We start from the raw sequence: 12,474 nt of genomic DNA on the forward strand, positions 1-12,474 counted from the left end.
GTACGAAACATCGCGGGACCGTACCATTCAACTTTTGACAATGTCAACGAGGACACGGATGCGCAACGTCGGTGTGAGACGAAGGCATCTGCGCTTGACCCTCTGTCACGATTCGATTAGCGTAGCGCACGCGAGGTGTCTGGACGATGCTTCTGTGTGGAGACCTGTCATGAAGATCGTTGGGCTCATGTCCGGTACGTCGGCTGACGGGATCGATGCCGCGCTGGTACGAATAACGGGTGGACCGGATCGGCCCCGCGTCCGCCCGCTCGGGTTTGTGTCCATCCCCTATGCTCGTGGACTGCAACAGAGAATCCTCTCCCTCTCGGCCAAGGGCCAGGTGGCGGAGATCTGCCATATGAACGCCTTGCTGGGGGAGCTTTTTGCAAAAGCGGCGCTTCGAGTCATCGCGAAATCCGGCTACAAACCGTCCGAGATCGATCTGATCGGCTCGCACGGTCAGACCATTCACCATTTGCCGAAAGGCATTCGCGAGCCCGGCGTCGGTCTGGTGCGATCGACCCTGCAAATCGCGGAGGCCACGGTGATCGCGGAGCGGACGGGAATCCCCACGATGGCGAATTTCCGCGCGCGGGACCTGGCGGTCGGTGGGGAAGGCGCTCCTCTGGTGCCCTATGCCCACGCGGTGCTCTTCGGTCATCGGAACAAGGGGCGCCTTGTGGTCAATATCGGGGGGATCAGCAATGTGACGTACATTCCGCCAGGTGCCGATGTGGACGGAATCTCTGCGTTCGACACGGGACCTGGAAATATGGTGATGGACGCGTTGGTTCAGGAAGCGAGCCGAGGCACGCAGTCCTACGACGCCGGGGGCCGTCGTGCTCGGCGGGGCACAGTCGATCGGCGGCTGCTTGCGGAACTCATGACTCATCCGTACCTAGGGCGGCGTCCGCCTAAGTCGACGGGACGAGAAGACTTCGGCGCCAGTTTTGTCCGAGGATTTGAGAGGCGCGCGTGGAAGATCGGGCTCTCGATGGATGATCAGTTGGCCACATGCGCCGCATGGACGGCGGAGGCGATCGGAACGGCACGCCGATGGATCAAGGGGCCGATCGATGAAGTCATCGTCGGGGGCGGGGGGGTCCACAATCGTGCGGTAATGAGCGATCTGGCGCGAGTCTTTGAGGGGATTCCCGTGAAGAGTTTCGACGACCTCGGCTGGGACAGCAAGGCATTTGAGGCCACGGCCTTCGCGCTCCTGGCCCATCAAACGGCTCATGGGCGTTGCACCAGTGTAATGCAGGTCACCGGCGCGCGTTCGCCGGTCTTGCTCGGGATGTTGGCTCCCGGCGCAACCAGGCGGCGTCGTCCCTGGATTCACGGCTAGGAGACGGACTGAGCATGGATTCCATCATTCCCCTGATCGGTGCCGGAACGGCGGTGTTTTTGGCGGCGTTGGCGTGGGAGAGTTTCGGTCGACGGCCGGCTGCGACCACGGCGGTGTCCCCGCTCCCCGCTGGAGTGACGTTCGCAGCGAAACCGATTCTCACCGACCGTGAAGTACAGCTCTACAATATGCTGCGGCTTGCAGTCGAGGACCGGTACCTGCTGTTTACGCAGATTCCGCTTTGGTGCCTCTTGGACCTGAAGTTGCCGCCCGGCACTCCGAGGAATGATCTGCTGCGCGAGCTGGCGCTGACACGCGCGACCTTCGTGTTGGTGCATCCCGGCAATCGCTTGGTTGAGAAGGTGGTTCAGGTGGAGCGGGAGAGCCATGAGGAGCAGCCGGAAGGGGCACGAGATGCGATCTTCCGATCAGCCTTGCAGGCCGCGGGAGTGCAACTCGTGCGACTTCGCGAGGGCGATGCCTATACGGTACCCGGACTAGTCACTGCGCTCGACCTTGCCGACCCGGAGTAGTTGCGGGGCTTTTTACTCCGGCGCACCCGCGTCACCCTTGGCTGACGCTGCGTCGAGGGCTTTGCGAGCGACCTCAGCTTCCGCGCTGTCCGGATACTGATCCGCCACGCGCTCGAACATAAGGCTGGCCTTCTCGCGGTTACCCTGTCTGGCGTAAATCTGTCCGATCTTCAGTGTCGAGGCTGCGTGCTTCTGGCTCAGCGGATAGTAGGAAATGACGTTGTAGAAGGATCCCAAGGCGTCTTTGTATCGCCCGGTGCGGTACTGGCATTCGCCGATCCAATATTGCGCGTTGGCGGCCAGCGCCGATTGCCCGTGGATTTCAAGGAACAGCTTGAATCCCTCCAAGGCCGCGTCATAGTCCTTATGGCGAAATTCTTCCATGACGCGATCGTACAGGCGGCGAGATGAGTCCGCGACCTGGGTTTGGGCGGCGAATCCCATGGAAACCGGAGCGAGACTCCCGAGGATCAGGAGCGATAGGAATGCCTGGGTTAGAAGGCGATTGCGGGACGTTGATCTTAGCCAGTTCATGGAGCCACCCCTTTGACGTTGTTCGTGCAGGTACTCTCGCAAGGGCAATACCAGGCGGCATATGGAAGAATCGCACCAGAGTGGGAGATAGCATTCAAATTGGCGACCTATTCTGCAGTTAGCGATTCGTACGGGATCTAGGCCGGGCGAGCAGCGTCGAGTGGACAGAGGCGCAAATCAGACAGGTTTGTACGAAAAGTGTTCCTGCCGTGGTGAGCCTGAGGTTAGCTTGACAAAATCGCGTTGTTCAATTGATGGTTGTTGTCGCTCTTCGGCGCGAAACCCTGACTGCTGACTTTCCCAGGGGACAAGCCGCATGGAACGTTCGCCGGACCACCCTTCATTCCGTGCCATGAGAGAGCCGCTTCTCGAGCCACCGTCCAATCCAAAAGGCGGGCGCACTCTGGTGGTCGACGCGAAGGATCCGCACGCCTATCTCCTGCCGAGCGAGGCGCTGAAGGACGCAACGGAGGCTGACCAGGTGTTCGTGCGTCCCGGTGTCTATGAGGACAAGGTGTTCGTGGCTGATCAGCCGGTACGGTTGATCGGAGCCGGGCGTGACCATGTGCAGGTCTTCTGCCGCCGGAGCGGACCGTTGTATCTCCAGCGGGTGCCTTCGGGACTCATCAGCGGCATCACGTTTCGGTATGTGGGCAGCGACCAACATTCGGCAATGAATCTTCTGGATTCGCAATGCATCGTGACGGAATGCCGGGCGATGGAGGGGCTGCTCTCAGGAGTGGTGATCTATGGACCCGAGGCACGCGGGACCTTCATCGATAATGAGGTGTGCTACAACCGGGAATCCGGGATCTTTGTCTTTGCCGGCGCACAGCCGCGCGTTGCGCAGAATGCGTGTTTCGGCAACCACCACTTCGGCATGGCGGTCCGCGATCCGGGGAGTCACCCCGAGTTCGTTCGCAACCACTGTCTCGACAATATGCTGAGTGGCATGTTGCTGTTCCATCATGCGGAAGCGCTGCTACTGAACAACGTCTGCCGGAACAATCAACATTGGGGCATAGTGATGACCCCGGAGTGCCGTCCCACCCCGCCAAGAGAAGATCTCGCCGGTGCGAACGAATTGACCCCGAATCCTCGTGGCCCGATCATTGTGACCGAGCAGCCTCTGGTCGACATCGGGCGCTAGCAGGGTGTTGCAGAAGTCCGCCAGCAGCGTTCTCGCATCGCTCAGAGGCTCAACGTACGGGCAGAATACGATTTCTTCGCTCGCCGCGGCCTTGCGACGGCCTTTTTGACCACCCTGCGAGCGTTTCTGATTGTCTCTGCGATCTCAAGCAGGGTTGAGTTTCGAGCTGTCGAAATTGTTTTTCAACAACCTGCTAAGGCTCATGATGCAGCATGAAACCCTAGGCAGGCCAAAGCGGAGGTCGGTAGGCTGAGAGTGTACGACCCAATCAGGGAAAGGAGGGGATAAGCTAGTGTTGCGCACCCGCGATGCTGTGGAACTGGAAGCCGCTTCCTCCCCGCTGCTTGGCCCCATACATGGCGGCATCCGCGTGCTTGAGCAATCCATCGATGTTCTGGTCGTCCAGCGGGTAGAGCGTAATGCCGATGCTGACTCCGATCGACACGCGATGGGGCCCGAGTTCGAAGGGGGTCGACAAGGAATCGACGATCCGCTTTGCGACCACCGTCACATCCGATTCTCCCGACACACCTTCCAGGATTGCCGTGAACTCATCGCCGCCCATGCGAGCGACCGTGTCGACCTCGCGCACACAAGTCTTCAGGCGTTCCGATACCATCGTGAGCAGCTGATCTCCGACGTCGTGCCCCAGCGTGTCATTGACAGCTTTGAACCGATCGAGGTCCAGCAGGAGGATGGCCAGTGGCTGATCCTTGCGTTTGCTGCGGGCCATAGCATGGATCAGACGGTCTCGGAACAGGGTGCGGTTGACCAAGCCGGTCAGTTGGTCGTATTGAGCCAGATAGGTCAATCGCTCTTGCGCGCGTTTGCGTTCAATGGCGTAAAGAATCGATCGGGCGAGCACATCGCCACCGCCCTGGCCCTTCACTAAGTAGTCCTGCGCCCCACGCTGAACGGCCTGCAAGGCGAGCGGATGATCGTCGTGGCCGCTCAGCACGACGACCGGAACGCCTGGTCCCGTCGCCAACACCTGCGTCACGGTGCCGAGACCATGCGTGTCGGGCAACGACAGGTCGAGGAGGACGACGTCGAAGCGGTCACGTCCCAGCAGCGCCAAACCTTCGGCGAGGACCGGTGCGTGGGTGACCGCAAAGTGGTCGGCCGCCCACTCCTCCAACAAATCTTGGGTCAATTGCGCATCGACGGGATTGTCTTCCACGAGCAGGACTTTGATCGTGGGGCGCGAAGGCTGCGTCATCGTACCTCGGTTCAATTCATTGCATCGAAGGCACAGCAGGGCCTTGGCCAGGAGTATAGCGGAATTGGGGACGCTCACAAAGAAATTGACCTAAATCCTGAAAGGCACGAGGGGAGTCGTCGAATGGGGGAGGGGATGCAGCCCGGGTCGGAGGCTAATTCACAGGCTTTTCCGCAATGTACTCCATATACTTCCAGAGTTGTTTGGCCTCCTCTTCGCTGAGGACGACGGGGGTATTGTTGGCGGCTCCGCTGAAATAGACCTTCACGGTCGTGCTGTCGCCCCACACCTGGCACTCGCAATGGGTCACCGCGTCCAGGTTCAATGCACGATTCCCAACCCTCACGTAATGCACGGGGCGCCTCCTTGAGAAGAATCCGGCCTGCAGGTGTCTCGGTATGATTCTAGCAGCTCGCCCTCAGAGGTAAAGGAATAGTCACGTTCTTCTCCCTGTCTTCTGCGTGCCACTGCCGTCGCTCTGTTTGGGAGTTGCCCTGCCAACCACCTCATGGAACAACGGCCACAAACCGGCAGGGCGACAATCTGCGGCTGTTGATTGTCGAAAAGCGGCTGAGCTCAGAGAGCCCCCACGAAGGTGGGGGAGGATTCGGAATTGCAAGTGCTCGACCTCTCAGGCATTGCGCAATCTTGTTCACCAATGGGCATGGCATGGATTCTGCGCTAAGAGCCCATGCCGAATGCAACCCGAAAGCGCAGCATAAGACCAAGCCAACCAGTTGTGTGGAGGCCTTATGATGACTGTTCGAGCGGGACAAGGATCTCATGAAATCGACCCTATGCGAGAAGTGGAGGGCCACGCGGATCAAGGTCGGACTGACCGCCAACCAGTTGTGTGGGCCGCGCCGTTGGCAATGTTGGGGATGATGGCTCTTGCCGACCCGGCTCAGGCCGGGAACGAGATCTACGAATCCCTTGGGCCCGGCGGGACATTGGAAATGACGAATGTCCCGGTAGACGATCGTTTTGAACCGGCTATGCCAAAGGTCCGCCGATTGCGCGCCCGAGCCTCTGCCGAGGAGGTGGAATTGGCGGTAGAACGCCATGCGTGGCAATTCAAGCTGCATCCCGCACTACTCTTGGCGGTAATTAAGGCCGAATCCGATTTCAATCCGACCGTAATTTCACCGTCGGGAGCCATTGGGTTGATGCAGTTGATTCCGGAGACCGCGATCCGGCACGGCGTGCGGAATCTTTACGACACCGACGACAACATTCGTGGCGGGGCACGGCACCTGCGCTACTTACTCGACCGATTCAACGGGAACGTGCGGTTGGCTGTCGCGGCCTACAATGCGGGGGAGCGGCGGGTGGAACGCTATCATGCGATTCCTCCCTACCGGGAGACCCGCGACTATGTTAGGAAAGTCATGATCTACTACAAGAGTTTCCGGGGGCATTATCAAGCTAATCCCGGCCGTGCTGTCGTGCTGGCGATTCAGCACCAACCGCTTCAGCTGCAATCGCTCGTCATGGCCGATGTATCCCGTCCCAACCGAGGGGCCGTAGGAAAGTAAGGAGAATTCACCCAATCTCCGGGGAGAATGGGAACGGGAGGATTCTGCAAAAGCGTTTGAAGCGACGCTACGACAATCTCGTGCATCGGGTCTGTGCGCAGGGCACGGCATCACGGCGCGGGGCGCTGCCAATGCTAAGGAAAATCTTTTTAGTTGTTGCGATCCTCGGCTCAAATGGAAAGATAAGGTCTACGAGCGACTCATGCCGCCATTCGTCACGGCGGGGGCTTGGCATGCGTGCGTATTTTAGGATGGAATCCTATTAAGCCATGCACAGAATCTGAGACCTCAGTGTTTGGTGTACGAAGGCTCCTGTGCCGTGCATCTTCCGGCGCTGACCGCCATGATTCGCCGACAACTCGACAACAACTATCTGTATCTAAATATCCTCGCATGGTGATCGGCATACCCTCTTATCTCTACGCCGCGGGCGTAAACGTGCAGAGAGAAGCGAGGGGGGAGCCTCGTTCTTTCCTCCGAGCAGGCGCATCTCACCAACGGCGACTTTGATATCGATCGCATGTTGAAACTTCCGCGAGATGCCGTGAAGCAGGCATTGGCCGACGGCTATGCCGGCCTGTGGGCGACGGTGGACTCGAGCCGGGAGTATGGTCCGCAGCAGGACTTTTCAAGACTTCTTGAAAATCAACGACGGCTTGAAGAGGTCTTGCAGGAGCAGCCCGCACTTCGTGCGCTGTGCCAGTATCATGCGGATACGTTGAGGCGCGAGGTGTCAGCACGGCCTGATGACGCACAGTAGATATTTGTCATGAGCGCCCCTCTCAAGAAAATCCTCGCTACGTCCCCGCCGGCTAGCTTAGGATTTTCAGGCCAGCGTCCCGAAAGCTCGACGTGGCGCCTGCGGCACCCGCAGTTAGGCTCCCCGTTTTTCACCCCTTCTGAGTTCCAATTTCCGGAACGCCGCCTTCCCATTCCTGATGTGCCAGCAGCAGTCGATATTTAGACCGTGTAGGAGCTTGGACGGAGCAAGACCATTTTGACGGTGATGTGCGGTACGCCCACCATCATTCGGAGAGTTTGCGTGCTCGCGTGGAGATCTTGGATCGTATTCTCGTGGAAGTGAGCACAGTTTTAGCACAGTCGCCTACTCATGCGACTCCGCGGCCTGGGAGTGAATCGGTTCTAAGTGGTTGAGGAAGAAGGGGAGAAGGTTGGTTGCGGGGGCCGGATTTGAACCGACGACCTTTGGGTTATGAGCCCAACGAGCTACCAGGCTGCTCCACCCCGCGGTCGGATACTAGCAGGCACATGAAACGAGAGTCAAGGAAGCCGATGGCCCATTGAATTCGGCGGAGCGGAATGCTAAAGCCTCCGCATGCGAATCGTTTTCATGGGCACACCTGAGTTCGCCGTTCCGTCCCTTGAGGCGCTGCTTGCCTCACCACATCAGGTGGTCGGCGTCGTCACACAGCCCGACCGTCCCAAGGGGCGCGGGCAGGACGTTGTCGATTCACCCATCAAGCAGATCTGTCTCAGAGAGCACATCCCGTTTCTCCAGCCGACGAAAATGAAAGACCCCGCATTTCTGGAGGCGTTGCGCGCGTGGCAGCCGGACATCATTACGGTGACCGCGTTCGGTCGCATTTTGCCTCCGGCGGTGTTGAACCTTCCGCCCAATGGCTGTGTGAACGTTCATGGATCGTTGCTCCCGAAATACCGGGGAGCCGGTCCGGTTCAATGGGCCATCATTCGCGGCGAGCAGGAAACCGGGATCACAACCATGCTTATGGACGAAGGCATGGATACCGGTGCGATGTTGTTGCAGGAGGCCATCCCTATCGAACCGGATGACACAGCCGGGACATTAGCCCCCAGGCTGGCGAAGATCGGCGGACGGCTATTGGTTGAAACCTTGCGGCAATTGGAAGCCGGCACGTTGATACCGCGGCAGCAGGACCATGCCCAGGCTACAATGGCGCCGATCTTGAAAAAAGAAGACGGCGCGGTGGATTGGACCTTAAGCGCCGTTGACATCGGCAATCGCATTCGAGGACTTTCTCCATGGCCTGGGGCCTATACGGATTGCAACGGCGAGCGATGGAGCCTGTGGCGCGTGGCCGTTCGGTCGGAGGCGGCCGGTGGGCCGCCCGGCACAGTCACGGGTGTGACCAAAGAGGCGGTCGATGTCGCGACCGGTGGGGGAACCATTCGCTTGGTGGAGATTCAGCCGGCGAATAGTCGCCGCATGACGATGGCCCAATACCTGGCAGGCCATCGTCTTGTGCTCGGCACGATCCTCGGCAATGCGCTCAAACCGAAAGGCTAGTCGACCGGCTCGAGCAATGGTGCCCATTCCAGTCCTATCGATCAGATATCAGACGTTCAATTCCCTCCTATGACTGCCGACCAAGCTCCTGGGCGCCCATCCCGACAGAATCCTTCAGGACGGTCATCCGCATTTCGGCTGCTCCTTTCCGCGGAGAAGGGGGGGGAGCTCGTCGACGACGCGTTCGACCGCACGGCAGCGCGAGATCAGCTTGATGCCCGGGAGCGAAGCCTCATGGTGGAACTGGTTCGAGGGGTCTTTCGCCACCGCGGGACATTGGATTGGCGGTTGGGACTGGTCGCAGACCGGCCGATTAGGAAACTGCCGCTCGTTGTGCAAACGGCGTTGCGTCTCGGCGCCTATCAGATTCTCCATCTCGACAAGATCCCCGAATCGGCGGCCGTGAACGAATCGGTCCGTCTTGTGAAGATGCAAGCCAAGCGAGTCGGGAGGGACTGGAGTGGATTTGTGAATGCCGTGTTACGGGCGTTGATCAGGACGCCGGCTGTATCATGGCCGTCAGCCGATCAGGACCCTGTTGCTGCCTGGTCCGTACGCTATTCCTGTCCTGCTTGGGTGGTCGAGCGGTGGATATCGCACGGGGGGCGAGAGCGGGCGGAGGCACTCTGTCGTGCGAGTGTGGAGAGTCCGCCGCTGACGCTCCGAGCCAATACATTGCGCTGCACGAGGCAGGCGCTGCTCGATCGGCTGGCAGAACATCAGATCGACGCGGTTGCCACGGCCGTGAGTCCTGTGGGTGTTCGACTGGCGAGTCCCTGCGCGGTCACGGAGCTGCCGGGCTATGCTGAGGGCTGGTTCTATGTCGAGGATGAAGCGGCTCAACTTGTTCCTCCCTTACTTGACGTGAGACCCGGAGAACGAGTGCTCGATGCCTGCGCCGCGCCGGGAGGGAAGGCAACCCATCTGGCTGCGCTGATGGAAAATCAAGGTACGATAGTCGCGGTCGACCGCGCAGCGCCGCGTCTGGACAAGGTCATGGAAAATTGTCGGCGGTTGGGCGTGTCAGTCGTAAGGCCCGTGGTCGCCGACCTCCGCCAACTCGGAGGCGACCGTCACAAGACAGGCGAGTTCAAGGCACCCTTCGATCGCATTCTTTTGGATGCACCCTGCAGTGGGTTGGGAGTGTTACGTCGGCATCCGGAGGGCAAGTGGTTCAAGAGCGAAGCGACCATCGCTCAACATGCCGTGCTTCAGAGTGAACTCCTGAGCGTGGCCTACCGTCTATTGCGGCCTGGTGGGGCGTTAGTCTATAGTACCTGCTCGGCTGAGCCGGAAGAAACGGAATCGGTCGTCGAGAATTTTTGTCAATTACATCGCGATGTTCAGCCGGAGCCGCTGGTGCCGTATCTACCGGAGGTCGGTGTATCCCTCGTGACCTCTCGGGGGGGCCTCTCCACCATGGTCAACCCGTTTCACATGGATGCCTTCTACGCTGCTCGTTTACGGAGGAGTAGTTAATGTCGGGCCGTCAGACTCTGATCGCGCCGTCTATTCTGTCCGCCGACTTCGTCCGCCTGGCCGAGGAAGTCGGGCGTGTTGAACGAGGTGGTGCCGATTGGTTGCACATCGATGTCATGGATGGACACTTTGTCCCGAACCTGACTGTCGGTCCTCCAATCGTGGAAGCATTGCGCAGGGTGACGACGCTGCCGTTGGACGTGCACCTGATGATGACGAATCCTGATGAGTACATCGAAGCATTCGCGCAGGCAGGAGCCAACTATCTGACCGTGCATGTCGAAGCGTGCACGCACCTTCATCGCACGCTCCAATCGATCAAAGAACGGAACGTGAAGGCCGGCGTGAGCCTCAATCCGGCCACTCCGGTCGCGTCGCTATCGGAAATCATCAGGGATGCGGATCTGGTGCTTGTGATGTCGGTGAATCCCGGGTTCGGCGGGCAGAAATTCATTCCCTCGGTATTGGACAAGATCCGACGAGTGCGTGAACTCATCGATCGGACCCAGAGCCGGACCTTGCTTGAAGTCGACGGCGGCGTCAAACCGGAGAATGCCGCTGAAGTCATTTCCGCCGGGGCGGATGTCATAGTCTCCGGCTCGGCAGTATTTTGCAGCCCCGATTATGCCGCCGCGATCGCCGCCCTTCGTTCCGGGAGGGAGACGGCAGCGCCAACTTCTTCCACGATAGGTGCCCGCCGATAGACGAGCCTGACGACAGCCCTGTGGTGCATGGATAATTTTCATCCTCTCGAAAGCAAAGTCCTTCTCTCTCTGGTCTCATCCGCCGGATCCGCTCCGACGCTGGATCAGCTTGCCGAATCGACCGGACTGGAGCCGTCTCAGCTCAGCATGGCCATCGAATGGTTGCTGGCTAAGTCTCTGATCGTCGTCCAGAAGGAGACGGTGACGCCGATCGCCTCGTTGACGAAGGTCGGGGAGGTATACTTCGACCAGCACTCGCCGATCGAACGGGTATTGTCCGCCGCCCGCGAAGCAGGTCAAACGGGCAGGCGCCTCACGATTCAGGACATTCAGGGCCAAGCCGGTCTCGAACCTTCCGAAGTCAGCAAGGCCGTCGGCACCCTGAAGAAGGAAGGCGCCATCCTTATTGTCCAGGGAGGCTGTATCGAAGGCACCGGACGGCCGAGTCCGACCGCCGAAACCATGCGGAGCCTTTTGCAGGAATTGCGCGGCGGCGCGCGCGAGTTGCAGAGTTTTGCGGAACCGATGCGGCAGGTGCTGCAGCAGTATTCGGTGAAGCGCGGCAATGCGCATGAGCCCTTCCGAATCGACGAACGTGTCACGCGCATGTTCGCGTTGACGGCGATGGGTCAGGAGGCCGCACAGCGGTTGGCGCGTGAGGGTGTGGCGGAAGAGGTCTCTCGGCTGACGCCGGAGCTATTGAAGGAGGGGGCCTGGCGGAGTAAGCGGTTCCGGAAGTATACCATCAGCCTCCGGGCTCCTCGGATCGCATCGGGGAAGCGGCATGCGTATCGTGAGTTCTTGGACCTGGTCAAGGGCAAGCTGGTCAGTATGGGTTTTCAGGAAATGCGTGGATTGTTGGTGGAGACGGAATTCTGGAACATGGACGCCCTGTTCATGCCGCAGTTCCACCCGGCCCGTGACATTCACGATGTGTATTTCGTGAAGTCGCCGACGCATGCCCGGTCGATTGCCGAGCCGTTTGCGACTCGCGTAACCGAAGCCCACGAACGGGGAACCGGCACAGGTTCCACCGGCTGGGGGTACGAGTTCAATATCGCGCGCGCCAAACGATTAGTCTTGAGGAGTCAGGGCACCGCCGTGTCCGCACACACGTTGGCCGGAAAGCCCTCCGTGCCTGGAAAGTATTTCTCGATAGCGCGGTGTTTTCGGTACGACCAGGTGGACGCCACCCATGCCACCGACTTCTTCCAAGTCGAAGGGATCGTGCTGGGGAACGGCATCAACTTCCGCACGCTCCTGGGACTGCTCAACTTGTTCGCCCGGGAAGTCGCCCACGCCAAGGAAGTCAAATTTCTTCCGGCCTATTTCCCGTTTACGGAACCGTCGGTGGAGATGCATGTTCGGCATCCTCGTCTCGGATGGATGGAGCTGGGCGGGGCCGGGCTGTTCCGCCCGGAGGTGACTCTTCCTCTCGGCGTTTCGGTTCCGGTGATTGCGTGGGGGCTGGGACTCGATCGAATGGCGATGGTGGCCCTCGGCATCCACGATATTCGCGACCTGTTCTCGGCGGACTTGGATTTCATTCGCAGCATGAGAGGGAATTTCTAGCGGGATCGCCCTTCGTGATGCGTGAAGTGTATCTCGCGCAGACACACCTCCATTGCGCGCCAGTGACGTGCAGTATAGATTGCGAACGACGAACCACGCTTCACGAACGACCA

At 59.6% G+C, this 12,474-nt stretch carries 11 protein-coding genes, 1 tRNA gene and 1 pseudogene; 9 read left to right on the forward strand and 4 right to left on the reverse strand.

The features are described 5' to 3' along the window. Positions 1-169 precede the first annotated feature (169 nt). Both KF814_08385 and KF814_08390 read left to right on the forward strand, forming a co-directional pair. Positions 170-1,348, forward strand: a complete 1,179-nt coding sequence (locus KF814_08385; GenBank protein ID MBX3236157.1) for an anhydro-N-acetylmuramic acid kinase — start codon at positions 170-172, stop codon at positions 1,346-1,348. Between the two features lie 14 nt (positions 1,349-1,362). Then, positions 1,363-1,881 carry a DUF2726 domain-containing protein gene (locus tag KF814_08390; protein ID MBX3236158.1) on the forward strand — a complete coding sequence of 173 codons (519 nt, stop codon included), beginning with the start codon at positions 1,363-1,365 and terminating at the stop codon, positions 1,879-1,881. Positions 1,882-1,893: 12 nt separating this feature from the next. On the opposite strand, the gene ybgF is transcribed toward KF814_08390, so the two are convergent. Beyond that, positions 1,894-2,415 carry a tol-pal system protein YbgF gene (gene ybgF, locus KF814_08395; protein MBX3236159.1) on the reverse strand — a complete coding sequence of 174 codons (522 nt, stop codon included), beginning with the start codon at positions 2,413-2,415 and terminating at the stop codon, positions 1,894-1,896. Between the two features lie 316 nt (positions 2,416-2,731). Here ybgF and KF814_08400 point away from each other — a divergent pair, with 316 nt between their 5' ends. Then, positions 2,732-3,565: a right-handed parallel beta-helix repeat-containing protein gene (locus KF814_08400; protein MBX3236160.1), complete on the forward strand. Its 834-nt coding sequence runs from the start codon at positions 2,732-2,734 to the stop codon at positions 3,563-3,565. 289 nt (positions 3,566-3,854) lie between these two features. Here KF814_08400 and KF814_08405 read toward each other — a convergent pair whose 3' ends face one another. After that, the gene (locus KF814_08405; GenBank protein MBX3236161.1) at positions 3,855-4,784 is read right to left on the reverse strand and encodes a GGDEF domain-containing response regulator; all 930 of its coding nucleotides are present in this window, start codon (positions 4,782-4,784) and stop codon (positions 3,855-3,857) included. Between the two features lie 154 nt (positions 4,785-4,938). After that, a complete protein-coding gene (locus KF814_08410; GenBank protein MBX3236162.1) occupies positions 4,939-5,139 on the reverse strand; it encodes a hypothetical protein in 201 nt (66 codons plus the stop codon). A gap of 397 nt (positions 5,140-5,536) precedes the next feature. Here KF814_08410 and KF814_08415 point away from each other — a divergent pair, with 397 nt between their 5' ends. Further along, on the forward strand, positions 5,537-6,319 hold the full coding sequence (locus KF814_08415) for a lytic transglycosylase domain-containing protein (protein ID MBX3236163.1): 783 nt from the start codon (positions 5,537-5,539) through the stop codon (positions 6,317-6,319). A 451-nt stretch (positions 6,320-6,770) separates the two neighbouring features. Next, positions 6,771-7,079: pseudogene (locus tag KF814_08420) on the forward strand (MEDS domain-containing protein). Between the two features lie 413 nt (positions 7,080-7,492). Here the strand turns inward: KF814_08420 and KF814_08425 are convergent. Further along, positions 7,493-7,569: transfer RNA gene (locus tag KF814_08425), tRNA-Met, on the reverse strand. An 86-nt stretch (positions 7,570-7,655) separates the two neighbouring features. On the opposite strand from KF814_08425, the gene fmt reads away from it, so the two are divergent. The 4 genes from fmt (at position 7,656) to KF814_08445 (ending at position 12,361) form a co-directional block, all read left to right on the forward strand. After that, positions 7,656-8,606 carry a methionyl-tRNA formyltransferase gene (gene fmt, locus KF814_08430; protein MBX3236164.1) on the forward strand — a complete coding sequence of 317 codons (951 nt, stop codon included), beginning with the start codon at positions 7,656-7,658 and terminating at the stop codon, positions 8,604-8,606. Positions 8,607-8,675: 69 nt separating this feature from the next. Then, positions 8,676-10,085: a 16S rRNA (cytosine(967)-C(5))-methyltransferase RsmB gene (gene rsmB / locus KF814_08435; GenBank protein MBX3236165.1), complete on the forward strand. Its 1,410-nt coding sequence runs from the start codon at positions 8,676-8,678 to the stop codon at positions 10,083-10,085. After that, a complete protein-coding gene (locus tag KF814_08440) occupies positions 10,085-10,789 on the forward strand; it encodes a ribulose-phosphate 3-epimerase (protein ID MBX3236166.1) in 705 nt (234 codons plus the stop codon). Before rsmB ends, KF814_08440 begins: the two co-directional genes overlap by 1 nt. A 27-nt stretch (positions 10,790-10,816) precedes the next feature. Then, entirely contained in the window at positions 10,817-12,361 is a 1,545-nt protein-coding gene (locus KF814_08445) for a phenylalanine--tRNA ligase subunit alpha (GenBank protein ID MBX3236167.1), read from the forward strand. Positions 12,362-12,474 lie beyond the last annotated feature (113 nt).

The organism is Nitrospiraceae bacterium, assembly GCA_019637075.1.
GTDB lineage: Bacteria > Nitrospirota > Nitrospiria > Nitrospirales > Nitrospiraceae > JAHBWI01.